The sequence below is a fragment of the Enterococcus sp. DIV1444a genome (genome assembly GCF_051712125.1).
GTDB classification, from domain to species: domain Bacteria; phylum Bacillota; class Bacilli; order Lactobacillales; family Enterococcaceae; genus Enterococcus; species Enterococcus faecalis.
Genome location: NZ_JBIOOG010000001.1, coordinates 2,422,315 through 2,439,582 on the forward strand (window position 1 = coordinate 2,422,315; position 17,268 = coordinate 2,439,582).

18 protein-coding genes are annotated in these 17,268 nt (G+C 37.8%); 3 read left to right on the forward strand and 15 right to left on the reverse strand.

Annotated features, from left to right (window positions below; translation table 11 throughout):
* Positions 1 to 31 precede the first annotated feature (31 nt).
* From IGI87_RS11700 to efrA, 13 genes are all read right to left on the reverse strand, one after another.
* Positions 32 to 970, reverse strand: a complete 939-nt coding sequence (locus IGI87_RS11700) for a glycosyltransferase family 2 protein (RefSeq protein ID WP_438737109.1) — start codon at positions 968 to 970, stop codon at positions 32 to 34.
* 202 nt (positions 971 to 1,172) lie between these two features.
* Positions 1,173 to 1,502 carry a HesB/YadR/YfhF family protein gene (locus IGI87_RS11705; RefSeq protein WP_002355140.1) on the reverse strand — a complete coding sequence of 110 codons (330 nt, stop codon included), beginning with the start codon at positions 1,500 to 1,502 and terminating at the stop codon, positions 1,173 to 1,175.
* A gap of 54 nt (positions 1,503 to 1,556) precedes the next feature.
* Complete coding sequence (locus IGI87_RS11710) at positions 1,557 to 2,222, reverse strand: potassium channel family protein (protein WP_002355139.1); 666 nt, start codon at positions 2,220 to 2,222, stop codon at positions 1,557 to 1,559.
* Between the two features lie 103 nt (positions 2,223 to 2,325).
* Complete coding sequence (locus IGI87_RS11715) at positions 2,326 to 2,958, reverse strand: response regulator (RefSeq protein ID WP_002355137.1); 633 nt, start codon at positions 2,956 to 2,958, stop codon at positions 2,326 to 2,328.
* Complete coding sequence (locus IGI87_RS11720) at positions 2,933 to 4,036, reverse strand: sensor histidine kinase (RefSeq protein WP_104854180.1); 1,104 nt, start codon at positions 4,034 to 4,036, stop codon at positions 2,933 to 2,935. The genes IGI87_RS11715 and IGI87_RS11720 overlap by 26 nt, the downstream gene beginning before the upstream one ends.
* Positions 4,033 to 4,764 carry a cell wall-active antibiotics response protein LiaF gene (gene liaF, locus IGI87_RS11725; RefSeq protein ID WP_104854179.1) on the reverse strand — a complete coding sequence of 244 codons (732 nt, stop codon included), beginning with the start codon at positions 4,762 to 4,764 and terminating at the stop codon, positions 4,033 to 4,035. The genes IGI87_RS11720 and liaF overlap by 4 nt, the downstream gene beginning before the upstream one ends.
* A gap of 151 nt (positions 4,765 to 4,915) precedes the next feature.
* Positions 4,916 to 5,395: a transcription elongation factor GreA gene (gene greA / locus IGI87_RS11730; RefSeq protein WP_002355133.1), complete on the reverse strand. Its 480-nt coding sequence runs from the start codon at positions 5,393 to 5,395 to the stop codon at positions 4,916 to 4,918.
* Positions 5,396 to 5,655: 260 nt separating this feature from the next.
* On the reverse strand, positions 5,656 to 7,041 hold the full coding sequence (gene mltG, locus IGI87_RS11735; RefSeq protein ID WP_002375722.1) for an endolytic transglycosylase MltG: 1,386 nt from the start codon (positions 7,039 to 7,041) through the stop codon (positions 5,656 to 5,658).
* Between the two features lie 207 nt (positions 7,042 to 7,248).
* Complete coding sequence (locus IGI87_RS11740) at positions 7,249 to 7,926, reverse strand: HAD family hydrolase (RefSeq protein ID WP_438737111.1); 678 nt, start codon at positions 7,924 to 7,926, stop codon at positions 7,249 to 7,251.
* Positions 7,927 to 8,000: 74 nt separating this feature from the next.
* Complete coding sequence (gene wecB, locus IGI87_RS11745; RefSeq protein ID WP_162782542.1) at positions 8,001 to 9,152, reverse strand: non-hydrolyzing UDP-N-acetylglucosamine 2-epimerase; 1,152 nt, start codon at positions 9,150 to 9,152, stop codon at positions 8,001 to 8,003.
* Positions 9,153 to 9,165: 13 nt separating this feature from the next.
* On the reverse strand, positions 9,166 to 9,657 hold the full coding sequence (locus tag IGI87_RS11750; RefSeq protein ID WP_113794577.1) for a gamma carbonic anhydrase family protein: 492 nt from the start codon (positions 9,655 to 9,657) through the stop codon (positions 9,166 to 9,168).
* A gap of 96 nt (positions 9,658 to 9,753) precedes the next feature.
* Entirely contained in the window at positions 9,754 to 11,523 is a 1,770-nt protein-coding gene (gene efrB, locus IGI87_RS11755; protein WP_113794578.1) for a multidrug efflux ABC transporter subunit EfrB, read from the reverse strand.
* Positions 11,520 to 13,247 carry a multidrug efflux ABC transporter subunit EfrA gene (gene efrA / locus IGI87_RS11760; RefSeq protein ID WP_002414139.1) on the reverse strand — a complete coding sequence of 576 codons (1,728 nt, stop codon included), beginning with the start codon at positions 13,245 to 13,247 and terminating at the stop codon, positions 11,520 to 11,522. The genes efrB and efrA overlap by 4 nt, the downstream gene beginning before the upstream one ends.
* Positions 13,248 to 13,474: 227 nt before the next feature.
* On the opposite strand from efrA, the gene IGI87_RS11765 reads away from it, so the two are divergent.
* The 3 genes from IGI87_RS11765 to rnjA all read left to right on the forward strand — a co-directional run bounded on the left by IGI87_RS11765 (position 13,475) and on the right by rnjA (position 16,065).
* The gene (locus tag IGI87_RS11765; RefSeq protein WP_002355126.1) at positions 13,475 to 13,861 is read left to right on the forward strand and encodes a YbaN family protein; all 387 of its coding nucleotides are present in this window, start codon (positions 13,475 to 13,477) and stop codon (positions 13,859 to 13,861) included.
* 304 nt (positions 13,862 to 14,165) lie between these two features.
* On the forward strand, positions 14,166 to 14,378 hold the full coding sequence (locus IGI87_RS11770; protein ID WP_002355123.1) for a DNA-directed RNA polymerase subunit epsilon: 213 nt from the start codon (positions 14,166 to 14,168) through the stop codon (positions 14,376 to 14,378).
* A 1-nt stretch (position 14,379) separates the two neighbouring features.
* A complete protein-coding gene (gene rnjA, locus IGI87_RS11775) occupies positions 14,380 to 16,065 on the forward strand; it encodes a ribonuclease J1 (protein WP_104854174.1) in 1,686 nt (561 codons plus the stop codon).
* Positions 16,066 to 16,169: 104 nt separating this feature from the next.
* Here rnjA and IGI87_RS11780 read toward each other — a convergent pair whose 3' ends face one another.
* The gene (locus IGI87_RS11780) at positions 16,170 to 16,370 is read right to left on the reverse strand and encodes a cold-shock protein (protein WP_002355121.1); all 201 of its coding nucleotides are present in this window, start codon (positions 16,368 to 16,370) and stop codon (positions 16,170 to 16,172) included.
* A gap of 153 nt (positions 16,371 to 16,523) precedes the next feature.
* A complete protein-coding gene (gene radC, locus IGI87_RS11785) occupies positions 16,524 to 17,222 on the reverse strand; it encodes a RadC family protein (protein ID WP_085406584.1) in 699 nt (232 codons plus the stop codon).
* Between the last annotated feature and the right edge of the window lie 46 nt (positions 17,223 to 17,268).

A 17,268-nucleotide genomic window follows, 5' to 3' on the forward strand; every position in this document is an offset into this window, starting at 1 on the left:
AAAAGCAGAGAATTTTTCTCTGCTTTTTTGGTTATTTTTTAGAATCTTTTTCTGATTCCTTTACAATATAAATTGGTCGTTTTTTCGTTTCTAAGAAAATTTTGCCGATATATTTACCAATAATTCCTAAACATAATAGTTGCAAACCACCTACAAAAAGTACAATACAAACCATTGAAGGCCAGCCACTTGTTGGATCACCATTGACTAATGTTCGAAAGATAATCACTAACATTGCTAGTGCAGAACCAATACATGAAAAGGCACCAACGTATGAAGCAATATTCAATGGTGTTTCTGAAAAATTGACAATCCCATCAATTGAATAACTTAATAGACTCCAGAAAGACCAAGAGGTTTCTCCAGCAATTCGTTCTCGATTTTTAAATTCAATATATTCTGTTTTAAAGCCGACCCAACTAAAAATTCCTTTTGAAAAACGATTATACTCAGATAACTCTAAAATCGCATCGACCATTTGGCGGGTCATGACACGAAAGTCACGGGCACCATCTACCATTTCCGTCTCAGCAATTCGATTAATGAGTTTATAGAACATCCGTGCAAAAAAGCTACGAATGGGTGGTTCGCCGTCTCTTGTTATGCGGCGTGTTCCAACACAATCTAAATCTGTACTGGTTTCAATCATCTCAATCATTTGAGGTAATAACTCAGGCGGATCTTGTAAATCAACGTCCATGACTGTCACTAGATCACCTGTTGCTTCTTTTAAGCCAGCATATAAGCCCGCTTCTTTCCCAAAATTGCGTGAAAAAGAAAGATAATGTACCTTCTCTGGATGCTCGTGATAAAGCTGTCTTAAAACGGCTAATGTATTATCTTTTGAGCCATCATTCACAAATATATATTCTACTGAATGAGGCAGTTGCTGGCTAATTTTTTCTACTTCTTCAAAAAACAGCGGAATCGCTGCTTCCTCATTATAACAAGGGACAACAATTGATAACATTTTATTTCCTCCACACTTCAGTTAATTATCATTATACCATATAATAGCCTTATTAAATAACGATATCCAACTAAAAATAACTTAAATAGAAAGAACCTGAGAAAAATCTAAAACGATTTTTTCTCAGGTTGACTAGCGGTTAAACGAAAGCAACAGAAATAGTCCTACACACTACTTCAGCCTCTTCTGTTTAGCACTAAAATTATTTTGTTAAATCTTCTTGGTTTGCTTCAAATTGATAACGCGGTTCATCATTCTTTTCATCATAATCAACAATCAAATCATACCCTTTAAAGAACCAATCATCTGTTTCTTCAATAAAATAGGTAATCCCATCTAGGTTCTCTTTAATCATTGGCTCATCTGGCGCTTCTACAGACATCGCAATGGAAAAACCGTCATGAACAGGTGTTTTTCCGTAAATTTTTCCGAAAAAACGAATGCCTGTCTCAGGCTGAACCCCGGTTTCTTCTTTAAACCATTGTTGGGCTTTCGGTGTCACTTCTAATTTCATTCTTTGTTCCTCCTTCACATCTCTGTCGCCATTTATTGTAGCACAGCGCAGTGCTTTTAGAGAATAAAGTGCTTAGCCATTCATTTTTTCATCTAATAAATCAACATCTGCGGTATCACCGATAACTAATAAATTGTCGTTTTCTCGAACAATTTCAGAAGCATCTGGCGAAGCAATTACTTCTGTTTTCGAGCGGCGAATCGCTACCACAGTTAAACCAAATCGTTGACGGAAATTTAATTCTGCTAAGGTTTTATTGTAAAATTTAGGATTGGTGACCCGAACCTCAGCTAATGAAAATTCGCTAGATAATTCAATATAATCTAAAATATTGCGTGAAACAAGTTTGTGGGCAATTCGAATGCCCATATCCCGCTCTGGGTGAACGACCATATCTGCCCCAATTTTATCTAAGACACGGGCATGATATTCATTGACGGCTTTGGCTAAGACATTGGGAACCCCCATCTCTTTGACCATTAGCGTCACTAAAATACTCGCTTGAATATCTTCGCCAATCGCCACCACTACGTGATCAAAATTCCGAATTCCTAAAGAACGCAACGTCATTTCATCTTGGGCGTTGGCCACCACTGCATGCGTTGCAATATTCATGTATTCATTGACACGGTCTTCACTGCTGTCAATGGCCAAAACTTCTTGACCAGCTTCCACCAAAGTTTGGCATATGCTGCCGCCAAAACGTCCTAAACCAATAATTGCAAAATTTTGTTTCATTTCTTCTGACCGCTCCTGTCTGTTCGTTAAACTTAGTATAACAAATCCATAAATAAATTCCTAGAAGGATTTCCTAGAATTTATTTATGGATTTATCTGATATTTATTTGGCTAAACCGTGTTGAAATGCATAAATCGCCGCTTGGGTCCGATCATCCACATCTAGTTTTGCTAAAATGTTTGAAACATGTGTTTTAACTGTTTTCAAAGTGATAAAGAGTTCATCAGCAATTTCCTGATTACTTTTACCTTGTGCAATCAGCATTAAAATTTCGTGTTCTCGGTTTGTCAAATCTTCGTGTAGCACCGGCTCTTGTTTTTTTGTTAACCGTTCCATCATCTTATGCGTCACTTCAGGTTCCAACACACGCTCTCCGCGATAAGTCGCCCGAATCGCATCAGCAATCTCATGTGCTGTTGATGTTTTTAATAGGTAGCCCGCTGCACCAGCTTCAATTGCCGGATACACTTTTTCATCATCAATAAAACTCGTCACAATAATAATCTTGGCTTCTGGCCAATCTTTCAAAATCGCTTTTGTTGAATCAATGCCGTCCATTTCTTCCATTACCAAGTCCATCAAAATAACATCTGGACGTAGTTCCAATGCTTTTTCATAGCCAATCTTACCGTTTTCTGCTTCGCCTACGACTTCTATATCCTCTTGAATAGATAAATATGATGAAACGCCTAAACGGACCATTTCATGGTCATCCACTAACATTACTTTGATCACTTGCAGTTTCCTCCTTTATGACAGGAACTTTAATTTCAACGCTGGTTCCCTGCCCTTTAAAACTAATAATTTTAACTGTACCGCCCATGCCGACAACACGTTCTCGAATATTATTTAAGCCATAACTACCGGCCTTATTACTTTGTTCCTTCATATCAAAGCCGACACCATCATCAACAATGCGCAATAAAACATTTTTATCGACTTGGTGTAAGTATACCTCTAATTCTTTTGCTTTGGCATGTCTTAAGGTATTTGAAAGTAATTCCTGAACAATTCGGAAAAGATGATCCTCAATGCTGCTATTTAAATGAACATCTTCAACATCCCAAATCAATTCAATTTTAATTTTTGTTTGTAGTTCTTTCAATAATTGTTCAATGCCTTTACGCAAACTTTTCCCTTCTAGACTAATAGGACGCAAGTGTAATAGTAACGCGCGCATTTCCGATTGGGAGGCATTAATGATTTCTGCCACCATGGCTAGTTGTTTACGATATGGTTCAGGGGTTTCTGTTCGTTGTGCTTGTTCATTTAAGGCAGACAACATCATCATGGCTGCAAAAAGTTGTTGACTGACTGAATCATGCAACTCCCGTGCCAAACGATGCCGCTCGTTCTCTAAAATTTCTTCTTTTGTTTGCCCATCCATTAATTGCGGTCGACTGTTTAATAATTGCAATTCTTTAGACATCTCTAATAATTTATTTTTAATCGACCAAATATCTTGTTCGACTTCGATTAGATAATGGTCTTGATTTTCACTAGTCATTGGTTTGTTTAAGACTGGACTTTCATAATTGCCATTGGCTAATAACCGAAGTTTTTCTTCAATCCGTCCATATTGGCCTTTTTGGACCAACGAAATCAGTAAAAAGGTCAATAAGCCTATTAGTAAGGATATAAGAACAATATGCACAATTAGTGGCAGATAAAAGACTTTTCTCTGAAGAAGTTCTAAGAGCCACCGGTTTTGTTTAATTGAATGAAAATATGAAAACAAGGTAATTAAAATAACAATAAAGGTGCTAAGGGACGCATATAATGAAATCATGCGTCTTGAAATCCGATCGGTCATACACGGATCACCTCAACATCTCCTACTAAAGTGTTCGTCATAATTTTCAAACGACGAAGATTGGTATCATAATCATTGCTGTAAATTTTTAATGATTCGTTTTTCAATTGATATTTTTCTTCTTCAAAACGCACTGTTCCGTAAAACGTTGAATGTTCTAACAAAATAGCTACACCTAACGGCACTAGAATTCGCGTGCGGCCAAAACCTTTACGAATAATAATAATATTATCTTCTTTCGGAAGTAGCGTATTGCCTAAATCAATAATAGTATCCCCAGAGATTAAATCAATATTGATGTCGTCCCATTCATAGATATTGTTGCCAATACGTTCGTTGGCAAACCAACGGCGTTTAAATCGTTTGCCATTTTTCGGTTCTTTGGCCGCCGTTTCCACCATAATCATTTGTTTTTTACGCCAAGGTGCTCGCTCAGCTATATCCACGCCTGAAATCTCAAAGCCTTTTAAGCCGATAAAGAGTACGCCAAAAATCAACATAAACCAAACAGCCGTGCTGTTCATTGCGCCAATGACAATAAAAACAATGCCAAGGACGAATTGAAAGTTGTTAAAATGTGTTTTAGATGCTTTCCTGGAAACATAGGCAACAAGTAAAACGCCAATTGTTAATAAAACAGCTAATCCAGGATTATGTACAATTTGCCATAACGCTAGAATAAAAAGTAATGCTTCTGCGACGATAAAAAAGCGCCAAGGGTTATTCATAGATTTGCCTCCTCCCTTATGTCATTTATTTTACTCGTTTATTTTATTTAATCATAGTGGTTTGCGCCTCAGGTTACCATAGGACTTTAGCCCTAAATGTCATAGATTGCGAAAGGACAGGCCTTAGAAGCTGCCTGCCCTACTCAATTATTTAGTTTGCTTCAACTTTGGTAATTTTAACTGTCATGTCGCCACCAGGTGTCGCAATAATTACTTGGTCGCCTAATTGTTTACCAATTAAGGCTTGCGCAATCGGTGAATCGTTAGAAATTTTACCAGAAAACGGATCGGCTTCGGCACTTCCTACGATTGTGTATTCCTCTTCTTCTCCATCAGGTAATTCTTGGAAAGTAACTGTTTTACCGATAGAAACTTCGTCTTGGTCCACGCCATCATTATCGATGATTTCTGCAAAACGAATCATATTTTCTAACGTTGTAATCCGTCCTTCAACGAAAGCTTGTTCATCTTTAGCTGATTCATACTCTGAGTTCTCTGAAAGATCCCCAAAGCTACGAGCGATTTTAATACGCTCTACGATTTCTTTACGTTTAATTGTTTTTAATTCTTCTAGCTCTTGTTCTAATTTTTCTTTTCCTTCAAGAGTCATTGGATATACTTTTTCTACCATGTTAATTCTCCTTTTTCGCTTAACGATACGTAGTTCTTGGTTGGTTATTGAAAAAAATTCCGCTTTCAATCCACAAAAGAGTACCACGCTTTTTCTAAATTGTAAATATAATTATTGAAATTTTGTGATTTTGCTAAATTTTATTTATATAAATTTCTAGTTGCTACTCTTTCACTCTGTTAAACAGATTACTTTTTGAGTATCTAAAAGCTTGGTGAATCATGCAAAATTGATTCACCAAGCTCTTTTATGTTTTAATTTTATTCACTACTTGAATTATTGACATACTGATCTACTAACACTTGATGTTCTTCATATGTTTTTGAGAAGTATACTTTTCCTGTAGAAATATCTGCTACAAAGTATAAATAGTCACTTGGTGTCGGATTCAAGACTGCTTTAATTGACTCCTCACTTGGGCTATCTAACGGTCCTGGTCCATAACCAGTATTTTTATACAAGTTATAAGACGAGTCCACTTCCAAATCAGCATACGTCACAGTTTCTTTGTGTTCTCCTAGAGCATACAAAATAGAAATATCTGATTGGATTGGCATATCAGCAGCTAAGCGGTTAAAGAATACTTGCGCAATTTGTTTGCGGTCCGCTTCTTTGACTCCTTCTTTTTCAACCAGTGAAGCTAACGTTAAGACTTGCTGATTGGTTAAATTCTTTGCGTGAATTGTCGGCGTATATTGTTCCATTACCGTGTTCATTTTAGCAATCATCTGTTCGACAAATTCAGGAAGTGTTGCTTTTTTGTAGTAATCATAAGTTGCTGGGAACAAATAGCCTTCTAAGCGATAACGAACACCTTCTGCGGTTGCAGCACTTTCAAGTAAATCAGGATACTTAGCCTTCATTTGATTGAAGAAGTCTTCGTTTTTCATTAATGCAATGAAATCTGCTTTCTTGAAATCCGTATTTTTTTCAATGGCTTCGCCAATTTTATCTATATCGTAGCCCTCAGGAATCGTTACTTTGCCATCTGCGATTTTAGTTGGTTCTGGCGTGCCTCCTTCTTTTAGCATTTCACCAATTTCATCGAGTGTCATGCTTGGAGACATTTGATAATAGCCCGCTTGAAAATCTGTTAAGTTTTTAAATTTTACGTAGTAGTTAAAAACCATGCCGCTTTTAATAACGTTGCTTTCTTCTAAAACTGCAGCAATTTGCTTATTAGAAGATCCTTCTGGAATATGCACTTGAACAAGCTTCTTATTGTTCTTGTCTAGTGGTTGTAACCCAGCATCTACATATTTATAAAAAGTAAACCCAAAGATTGCCATCATTAAAACCAATACAGAAACTACAATTAACACAATACGACCGACTAAACGATCTTCTTTTTTACGTGTTTGTTTTTTTGTATTTGTTGGCTTTTCGTCTGTTTCAATCGGGGTTGGTTCTTCGACTGTCTGCGTTGTCTTGTCTTTCCCACGTCTTCGAGCAGCTCTAGAACCTGCACGTGTTTGTGTTGTGCGGCTCGCTGTTTCTTGTGATTCATCAGATGAAGGTTGGGGAGACCTATCATTTTTTTCAGAGGAATCAGGTTGATCGCCATCATTTCTGCCTTTTAAAGACCCAGTTACTTGATCTCTAAGCGAAGATTTGGGATCTTGGTTATTTTGGTTATCATTAGCCAAAACTAACCCTCCTTACTATTCTATCGTTTATGACTGAAACTATTATACATGAAACCTCTTTAAAATTAAATGTTTTTAATAAAAAGACCGTCATTCCCCGATAAAAAATTCATCATTGACAACGTTTAAAGCCTATGATGGCGCTTTTCTATTGAAACGATAATAAATCTTAAAATCCTCCTAAATTTATCGAAAATCCATTTTCTATTAAGGATTTTGCAGCAAAATAACGCCTAAGTCTTTAGGCGATTGCGCTAGGAATCTCGCTCCTGCCTCTTGTAATTCTGTCTCTTCGCCAAATCCATACAAAACACCTATACTATCTAAGCCATTTTGTCGGGCACCAAGAATGTCATGGTTGCGATCACCAACCATGATAATCGCTTCTTTGGTTGGGTCTAATTGAGCTTCCGTTAATGCATACTGAATCACATCTGCTTTTTTAGAGCGTTGACCGTCCATGCTCGCTCCATAGATGCCTGTGAAATAACGATCTAAATCAAAATGAGTAATAATCTTTTTAGCAAACTCTTCTGGCTTGGAAGTCGCAACGTATAACTTTGCTCCCGCTTCCTTTAACCTCGTTAACACTTCAGGAATTCCTGGATACACATGATTTTCAAACATGCCTTTTTTCTGATAATACTCTCGATAATAATCCACGGCTTGTTGCGCTGCTTCAGCTGAAGGCGCCACGTGCAAAAACGACTCGTATAAAGGCGGCCCTATGAAAGAACGTAACGTCTCCTCGCTAGGAACTGGCCAGCCTAATTGTTCTGTTGCGTACAAAATAGAACGCATAATGCCGCTACCAGAATCCGTAATTGTGCCATCCCAATCAAATAAAATCGTTTGATACATCTTCACTTCACTACTTTCTAGCATTTTTTTCTAATTGATTCTTCAAAAATAAGATACGCAAAAGAAGCACATTTTTCAGCGCTTCTCTGCCTTTTTATTTATTTTGCTGTAAACGTATCTGGTTTTTTATCTGATTGCTGCATTTCATAAGCAATGGCTTCAACAATTCGGCGGCTAGCTTGACCATCCCCATATGGATTTTGTGCATGCGCCATCGCGTGGTAAGCATCAGAATCAGTCAACAATGTTTTCGCCTCTTGATACACTACTTGTTCGTCTGTACCGACCAATTTCAACGTTCCAGCCGCTACGCCTTCTGGACGTTCCGTGGTGTCTCGTAAAACTAAAACTGGCACACCTAAGGAAGGAGCTTCTTCTTGCACACCCCCAGAATCAGTTAAAATTAACGCACTTTTCGCTGCAAAATTTTGAAAATCTTTGACGTCCAATGGTTCAATTAAATGCACACGAGCTAATTCACCTAAATGTTCCGCTACTATTTCACGGACTTTGGGATTTTTGTGCATGGGGAAAATGACTTCAATTTCTGGATGTTCCATAACAAGTCGGCGAACAGCTTTAAATACATTTGCCATAGGCATGCCTAAATTTTCACGACGATGCATTGTAATTAGCACGATGCGTTGGTCTGTAGGGATTTTTTCCAATAACTCATTTTGATAGTGGGCCTCAACAGTGTACGCCATCGCATCAATCGCTGTATTGCCAGTCACATAAATATGTTCTTCCGGATGATTTTCTTTGATTAAATTGTCCATACTTTGAGTGGTTGGGGCAAAATAAATATCAGTTAACACGTCTACCAGTTGACGATTCATTTCTTCCGGAAACGGAGAATATTTTTGCCAGGTCCGCAATCCTGCTTCCACATGTCCCACTGGAATCTGTTGATAAAAAGCAGCTAACGCAGCCGCAAATGACGTGGTAGTATCGCCATGAACCAAGACAATATCCGGCTGTTCTGTCACAAGAACCTCAGTTAATAAATTCAAAACACGACTTGTAATATCTGTTAAGGTTTGCCCATCTTTCATGATATTTAAATCATGATTCGGTGTAATTTGAAAATCTTCTAACACTTGATCCAGCATTTGGCGATGTTGCGCTGTTACGACTACTATAGAGTCAAATCCTTCACTTTGCTCTTCTAAAACTTTGATTAAGGGAGCCATTTTGATCGCTTCTGGCCGTGTTCCAAAAACCGTCATTACTTTAATTTTCTTCATCATTTTCCTCCTAATTTTATGTTAGTTTCGGATATTTTTGTTGGCGAAATTCTTCTGCTCGTTGAACATAATGTAAGGCGTTCGTATGATTACTGGCTATTTCTGCTGCCGTTAACGGACGGATAACCTTCGCTGGTCGACCAAATGCTAAAACATTTGGCGGGATAATTTTGCCTTCTGTCACTAAAGAGCCCGCACCGATCAGGCTGTTTTCTCCAATAATAGCATTATTTAGAATCGTTGAACCCATGCCAATCAAAGCACCATCACCGATTTTACAACCGTGTAATATGCATTGATGGCCCACCGTTACATACTTGCCTACAATTGTCGGGGCATCTTCATCAACATGAATAATCGTGCCATCTTGAATATTACTACCTTCACCAATGGTAATTGTGTTACTGTCACCTCTTAAGACTGACTGAAACCAAATATTACTATCCTTTGCTAGTTGCACTTTGCCATAGACATCTGCACTAGCAGCAATAAAATACTCTTTTTTCAAACCCTGTCACCTCTTTTCATTAAGTATAGACAAGAATCCTTCACTTTCATAGTAAAAAACAATAAAAAATGGCTGTCTTCTCAGACAGCCGTTTTTTTATTCCTCATAGTCGCCTTCTTCAGCAAATTGACTATTGTATAGTTTTTCATAGAAGCCACCTTGTTCCAGCAACTCATGATGCGTACCTTTTTCAATGATTTCTCCTTGTTTCATAACAAGAATTAAATCAGCTTCACGAATAGTTGATAGGCGGTGTGCAATAACGAAACTCGTTCGTCCTTCCATGACACGATCCATTGCTTTTTGAATTAAGGCTTCCAGGCGCGTATCGACTGAACTAGTCGCCTCATCTAAAATCAAAATTTTCGGATCAGAAATTACCGCTCGGGCAATGGTCAACAATTGTTTTTGACCAAGGGAAACGTTATCGCCCTCAGAATTGATTTCCATTTCGTACCCGTCTGGCATTGTCCGAATGAAGTGATCCACATTGGCCGTTTTCGCTGCATCCACAACTTCATAATCCGTGGCATCCAACTTCCCAAAACGAATGTTATCTGCAATGGTACCTTTATACAACCAAGCATCTTGCAATACCATTCCAAATACAGATCGGACATCACTACGGTTCATTTTTTTCGTGTCAATGCCATCAATTTTAATGGCGCCTTCTGTTACATCATAAAAACGCATCAGTAAGTTGATTAAGGTTGTTTTACCAGCACCAGTTGGTCCCACAATCGCAACCATTTGGCCCGCCTCAACTTTAAAGTTCAAATTACGAATTAACGGTTTTTCTGGGTCATAACTAAAGCTGACATTTTCAAATTCAACAGAGCCTAAAATAGGTTCTGGCAAAGGAACATCTTGTTCGTTAAGTTCTTCTTCTGGTTCATCTAGGATTTCAAAAATCCGCATGGTCGAAGCTGAAGCGCTTTGTAAAGCTGCAGACAACTGCGTAATATTTCCCATTGGTTGGCTAATTTGCCAAATATATTGAATAAACGCTTGTAACTGCCCCACTACGATCACACCAGCAACCACATAGTAACTACCAAGGACAGCTACACCGATATAGGTCCCATAAGCGGTCATTTGAACCAATGGCAACATTAATCCTGAGATAAAGGATGCCTTGAAACCAAAACCATTTAAACGGTGATTGACTTGTTTAAAGCCTTCAAGGGTTTCTTTTTCCCGACCATATAGTTTTAAGACACTGAACCCAGTCATATTTTCTTGGACATAACCATTTAAGTCTCCTAAAGAATTTTGCATTCCTTGGAAATATTTCTGGGAGATTTTAACAATTGTTCTGGAAATAATCAGAGACAACGGGATCATAATCACTGAAAAAATCGCCATCAGCGGATTGATTAAAAACATCATCACTACCGCCATCACAATACCTAAGACTGCTGAAACAATATTGATAAAACTTTGTTGCATCGCATTGCTGACAGCATCCACATCGTTCGTCACCCGTGACAAAATATTTCCTTGTTGGTTCTTATCAAAATAAGAAACTGGCAAACGATTGATTTTTTCTTCAATATCTCGACGTAAATCGCGCATGGATTGTTGAACGACATTCGTCATTAAAAAACCCGACAAAAATTGTGCCACACAATAACCTGTGCCCACAACTAAAATCCAAATTAAACATTGGATTACATAATCAAAATTGATTGATTCGCCAGCCGCAATATTACGGCTAATTTCTGTCGTTGGTAATCCAGTCAAATAAGGCAACGCTGCATTAAAGGCAACGGTTAATATTGTAAATAAAATAACTAAATAAAACGTAACCCGGTACGGTTTAATGTAGCGACCGATTCGTTTCATAGAAGAAAAGGCGTGTTTCATGCTAATTCCTCCTCTGACAATTGAGAAGCCGCAATATCATAGTAAATTGGACAAGTCTCAAGTAATTCACGATGTGTGCCAATTCCGACCACGTCGCCTTCGTTTAAAACAACAATGCGGTCCGCATGCATAATTGTTCCAACACGTTGTGCCACAATTAAAACAGTAGATTCTGTTGTTTCTTTTTTCAGACGCGCTCGTAAATTTGCATCTGTTTGATAATCCAACGCAGAAAAACTATCATCAAATATATAAATTTCTGGATTGCGAATAATCGCCCGTGCGATAGCTAAACGTTGTTTTTGACCACCAGAAAAGTTCGTGCCACCTTCTGAAAGAGGCTCATCATAGCCTTGCGGTTTTTGCGACACAAATTCTGTTGCTTGAGCAATGTCAATTGCTCGTTCCATTTCTTCTAACGTCGCATCTTCCTTACCGTAGCGAAGATTGTCAGCAATTGTACCAGTAAAAAGTAACGCTTTTTGGGGAATATAGCCAATCTTATTGCGTAATGCGCTAAGTTTGTACTCTTTTACGTTGACTCCATCAATTAAAATTTCACCTTCTGATACATCATAAAACCGCGGAATCAATTGAATTAATGTTGATTTCCCACTACCTGTGCTCCCGATAAAAGCCACTGTTTCACCAGGCGATGCCTTAAAACTTACATTGCGGATAACTGGGCTTTCCGCATGTCCAGGATAGGCAAATGTTACATTTTTAAACTCTAGATAGCCTTTAGTAGCTGTTTCTGTTACGCCTTCTTCTTCACGAATAGCTGGTTCCATATCTAAGGCTTCTTGAATCCGTGAAGCCGAAACTGCAGCCCGAGGATACATCATAAAGACACTGGCAAATAACATAAACGAGAACAGCGCATGGAAAATATATTCAATAAAAGCAATTAAATTCCCAACTTCTAAATCCCCATGGCTGATTTGAACAGTCCCGCTCCAAATGATTAAGACCATCACAATATTAAATAAGAAAAAGAAACCTGGTTGGGCTGCTGCCATTAAACGAAACAGACTTTTTGAACTTTTAGTGTAAGTTTCATTGACTTTATTAAAACGAGATTCTTCAAATTTTTCATTAACAAATGCGCGTATTACCCGCAATCCAGAAAGATTTTCTCTTAAAATCCCATTGATGCCATCTAGGTTCTTTTGTTGCTTTTTAGATAACGGTTCTGACAAACGAGCAATTCCGACAACGGCTAGCAGTAGAAAAGGCAAGGCACCTAAAACGTACATTCCTAACGACGGACTCGTCCGCATCACCATGTAAAGACTGGCAATAAACATAACTGGCGTCATAAAGCCAAGACGTAAAATATTTCCCATGAAGAGCATAATTTGGTATGCATCATTGGTAGTTCGCGTAATTAAGGAAGAAACCCCAATACTTTCATATTCACTATGTGAGAAAGTTTGAATCTTTTCAAATAAATCATCACGAATATCACGAACAATGTTTGTTGTAATTCTGGCACCAAAGTACCCCAGCAAAATATTCATTGCGACACCAATAATCGTAATTACAACCATCCAAATCCCTTGCTGATAAATATAGTCCATATCTCTAGGAATAATTCCTTTGTCAATCATTCGTGCTAAAATGGTCGGCAAGCCTAATTCAATTAAAATAAAACCAAACACACAAATAAAATCAGCAAAAAGTAATTTCTTATAACGCATTGTGTAACGCCACATTAACTTCAATTAATCATCTCCTTCTTATCTTACTTTAAATTTTCTAGTACCCCCACTGTATCAAAAAGAAATCGGTAATACAAGCTGTCTAGCTAGAAAAACAGCCTTTCTCTTTCTATCCTTTCTCTTTTAGATTTTCTAAAAAACAGATAATTTTAATGATTTACTTATACGATTAAAATTGCTACTTCCTTTTGATTGTGCCATAATTGGGAAAAACTGAAAGGACCCTTTGAATGAAAAAATTATTCTTCATTTTTCTCGGTTCCTGTACGTTTGCTTTAGGCACGTTAGGAATCTTTTTGCCGCTTTTACCCACCACTGGTTTTTATTTATTAACGGCCTTTTTTTGGATGCGTAGTTCAGATAAACTTTATAACAAATTTTTAGCTTCTTCTTATTATCAAAAATATATCCAAGAAGCCTTCTTTGAGAAAAAAATTACTCGTAAAGGCAAATGGAAACTATTTATTTCCATGTTTCTTTTATTTGCCATTCCTTGTTTAATTGTCCGAAATACGTTGATGACTACGACTTTAGCGATTGTTTATTTAGCCCACGTGATTGGCTTAAGTTGGTATTGGCGTCCTAAAAAAAAGGCACTCGAACTTGATCAAGAATAAGGCGAAACAAGATGTTTGTTTTTTTTAAAAGTCCAGTGAGTGTTTCTATACTTCCTTATCATTCTATGATAAAATAAGCTTAATTGTTGTTATTCACAACACACGGGACGGTTGAAAAAGAACACATAAAATCAAATACCCAGAATGAAGCAAAGTCGAGGCTTCATTTCATCATTAACAGATGTTTTTGATGAGCATTCTTTTTTAGGTGATCAGCACCTCGTTTTGTTGTGTTTAATTTTCTGTCTTAAAATGAAAAAAACTATAAATTGCTACTATTAGTAGCTGAAGGAGAAATGAATCGATGATTTACAAAGTATACTATCAAGAAACAAAAATCAGAAACCCAAAAAGAGAAGACACAAAATCTCTTTACATGGAAGCCGATAGCGATGTAATCGTGCGCCAATTAGTTGAAGAAAATACCCCATACAATATTGAATACGTTCAATTATTAGACGAAAAACATCTTGCTTACGAGCAAGAACATGCGGACTTCACTCTAACGGAGTTTTAACATGAAAGTAAACATAAAAAATAACGAAACTGGCGTTTTTGCAATCGGTGGTTTAGGCGAAATTGGAAAAAACACATATGGGGTACAATTCCAAGATGAAATTATCATTATTGATGCTGGGATCAAATTCCCAGAAGATGATTTACTTGGGATTGACTACGTGATTCCAGATTATAGCTACATCGTTCAAAATTTGCATAAAGTCAAAGCACTCGTTATTACCCACGGTCATGAAGACCATATTGGTGGCGTTCCTTATCTTTTGCGTCAAGCGAATATCCCAATCTATGCGGGACCACTAGCCTTGGCTTTAATTACCAACAAACTGGATGAACATGGTTTATTGCGAGAAGCGGAATTACACGAAATTAATGAAGACACGGTGATTCGTTTTAGAAAAACAGCGATTAGCTTTTTCCGGACGACTCACAGTATTCCGGATGCCTTGGGCGTTGTGGTTAAAACGCCTTCTGGTAACGTTGTTGCAACAGGCGACTTTAAGTTTGACTTTACACCCGTTGGCGAGCCAGCCAACTTGCACAGAATGGCGAAATTAGGTGAAGAAGGCGTCCTTTGTCTTCTTTCGGATAGTACCAATGCTGAAATACCGACCTTTACAAAATCCGAAAAAACAATTGGTACCTCTATTTTAAAAATCTTTGAAAAAATTGATGGTCGGATTATCTTTGCCAGTTTTGCTTCAAACATTTTCCGTTTACAACAAGCTGCTGATGCAGCCGTGAAAACAGGTCGTAAAATTGCTGTTTTTGGTCGTAGCATGGAAAATGCCATTGTCAATGGCGAACGCTTAGGCTACATCAAAGTGCCAAAGGGAACGTTTGTCGATGCGTCGGAACTGAATCAATTGCCAGCAAATGAAACAATGATTTTATGTACTGGCTCGCAAGGAGAACCTATGGCCGCGCTTAGTCGGATTGCTAATGGTACACATCGCCAAATTAGTATTCAACCAGGCGATACGGTTGTTTTCTCAAGCTCACCAATTCCTGGAAATACGACAAGTGTTAACCGTTTAATTAACTTATTATCTGAAGCTGGTGCGGAAGTTATCCATGGAAAAATCAATAATATCCATACTTCTGGTCACGGTGGACAAGAAGAGCAAAAATTAATGCTTCGCTTGATGAAGCCTAAATATTTCATGCCTGTTCATGGTGAATTCAGAATGTTAAAAATCCATGCTTCGCTCGCTCAAGATACAGGGGTTCCTGAAGAAAATTGCTTTATCATGGGCAACGGCGATGTCTTAGCTTTAACGGCTGATAGCGCACGTCCTGCTGGTCACTTCAACGCTAACGACGTGTACGTTGATGGAAATGGTGTCGGTGATATCGGAAATGTCGTTTTACGGGATCGTCGCATCTTATCTGAAGAAGGTTTAGTTCTGGCGGTAGCAACGGTTGATATTAAAAATAAAGAAATTATGGCTGGTCCAGACATTCTTTCACGTGGTTTTGTCTACATGCGTGAGTCTGGTGATATGATTCATGAAGGCCAACGTCTTTTATTCAATGCTCTACGTGAAGCAATGAAAGATAAAAACTGTACAGAAGCAAAATTAGGCGAAGCCATGACGACCGCTTTACAGCCTTTCTTGTTTGAACAAACAGAACGTCATCCAATGATTCTGCCAATGATTATGACTGCCACAGTTAGTGATCAATAAAGCTCTTTTAATAGAGAAGAAAAATGTTTGTCCATTTTTCTTCTCTATTTTTTTATAACAAAAAAACACCTAACATGCGTTAGGTGTTTTTGGATTATTTTTTATTAGTTTTTTTCTACGTTAACTGCTTGAGGGCCACGGTCTGAATCTTCAACATCAAAAGTCACTGCTTGACCTTCTTCTAAAGTTTTGAAACCATCACCTTGGATAGCTGAGAAGTGTACGAATACGTCGCTTCCGTCTTCGCGTGAGATAAACCCAAAACCTTTTTCTGCGTTAAACCATTTTACTGTTCCTTGTTCCATTCTTTTGTTCCTCCTCGTGCATTTGCACATAAATAGTCGTAACTTTGCTCGCTTCCAATAGAATATTTAAAAAAATTTAAAAAGTCTACATAATTCCAAACAAGATTACCCTTTCATTTTACACGTGATAAAATATTTTTGCAAGAATTGTCCTCATTCTGAAGCAAAAAAATTCTCTTCTCTCAAACTAATGTATCCGCTATCACCAACAATAATATGATCCAACAATTGAATCCCCATCATTTCGCCACATTCTTCCATTCGTTTGGTAAATTGAATATCTTGTGGTGACGGTGTCGGATTGCCAGATGGATGATTATGAGCTAATAGTATGCGAGCAGAAGAATATTTAACCGCTTCCCGAAAAATTTCGCGTGGATGAGCAATACTTTGATTTAGTGATCCTTTGAAAATCGTTTTCTGTTGGATAATGTCATTCTTGGTATTCAAGTAAATACAAATTAAATGTTCTTGTTGCAGCCCCTTCATCTCTTGGAGTAATCGTTGAGCGACTTGTTGACTGGACGTAACTTTGCCAAATTTGATTTGACTACTTTGATAAATTCGACACCCCAATTCAATGGCCGCACGTAATTCAATGGCTTTCACTTGGCCAATGCCTTTAATAGCCATTAACTCGTTCAACGTGGCTTGCTGGAAATAAGAAAGTTGCTTAAACTGTTTTAATAGCGTTGCGGCAACAGTCATCACGTCTGCTTCTTTTGAGCCAGTTCGTAACAGAATCGCCAACAACTCTTGATTCGATAATGCTTTTTCTCCTATCGCTAAGAGCCGTTCTCGTGGTAAACAATCACTCGGCATCTCGCGAATAAATAGATCCGATACTTGCATAAAAAACCTCCTTTGCTAGTCATTAATAAACTACGCAAAGGAGTGT

Excerpts from the sequence above, each read along its gene's own strand:
- IGI87_RS11710 (WP_002355139.1), bottom strand. The coding sequence starts at position 2,222 with ATGAAACAAAATTTTGCAATTATTGGTTTAGGACGTTTTGGCGGCAGC.
- efrB (WP_113794578.1), bottom strand. The coding sequence starts at position 11,523 with ATGAAACACGCCTTTTCTTCTATGAAACGAATCGGTCGCTACATTAAA.
- IGI87_RS11720 (WP_104854180.1), bottom strand. The coding sequence starts at position 4,036 with ATGACCGATCGGATTTCAAGACGCATGATTTCATTATATGCGTCCCTT.
- IGI87_RS11780 (WP_002355121.1), bottom strand. The coding sequence starts at position 16,370 with ATGGAACAAGGAACAGTAAAATGGTTTAACGCAGAAAAAGGTTTTGGG.
- radC (WP_085406584.1), bottom strand. The coding sequence starts at position 17,222 with ATGCAAGTATCGGATCTATTTATTCGCGAGATGCCGAGTGATTGTTTA.
- IGI87_RS11740 (WP_438737111.1), bottom strand. The coding sequence starts at position 7,926 with ATGCTAGAAAGTAGTGAAGTGAAGATGTATCAAACGATTTTATTTGAT.
- greA (WP_002355133.1), bottom strand. The coding sequence starts at position 5,395 with ATGGTAGAAAAAGTATATCCAATGACTCTTGAAGGAAAAGAAAAATTA.
- wecB (WP_162782542.1), bottom strand. The coding sequence starts at position 9,152 with ATGATGAAGAAAATTAAAGTAATGACGGTTTTTGGAACACGGCCAGAA.
- IGI87_RS11700 (WP_438737109.1), bottom strand. The coding sequence starts at position 970 with ATGTTATCAATTGTTGTCCCTTGTTATAATGAGGAAGCAGCGATTCCG.
- liaF (WP_104854179.1), bottom strand. The coding sequence starts at position 4,764 with ATGAATAACCCTTGGCGCTTTTTTATCGTCGCAGAAGCATTACTTTTT.
- IGI87_RS11770 (WP_002355123.1), top strand. The coding sequence starts at position 14,166 with ATGATTTACAAAGTATACTATCAAGAAACAAAAATCAGAAACCCAAAA.
- IGI87_RS11765 (WP_002355126.1), top strand. The coding sequence starts at position 13,475 with ATGAAAAAATTATTCTTCATTTTTCTCGGTTCCTGTACGTTTGCTTTA.
- rnjA (WP_104854174.1), top strand. The coding sequence starts at position 14,380 with ATGAAAGTAAACATAAAAAATAACGAAACTGGCGTTTTTGCAATCGGT.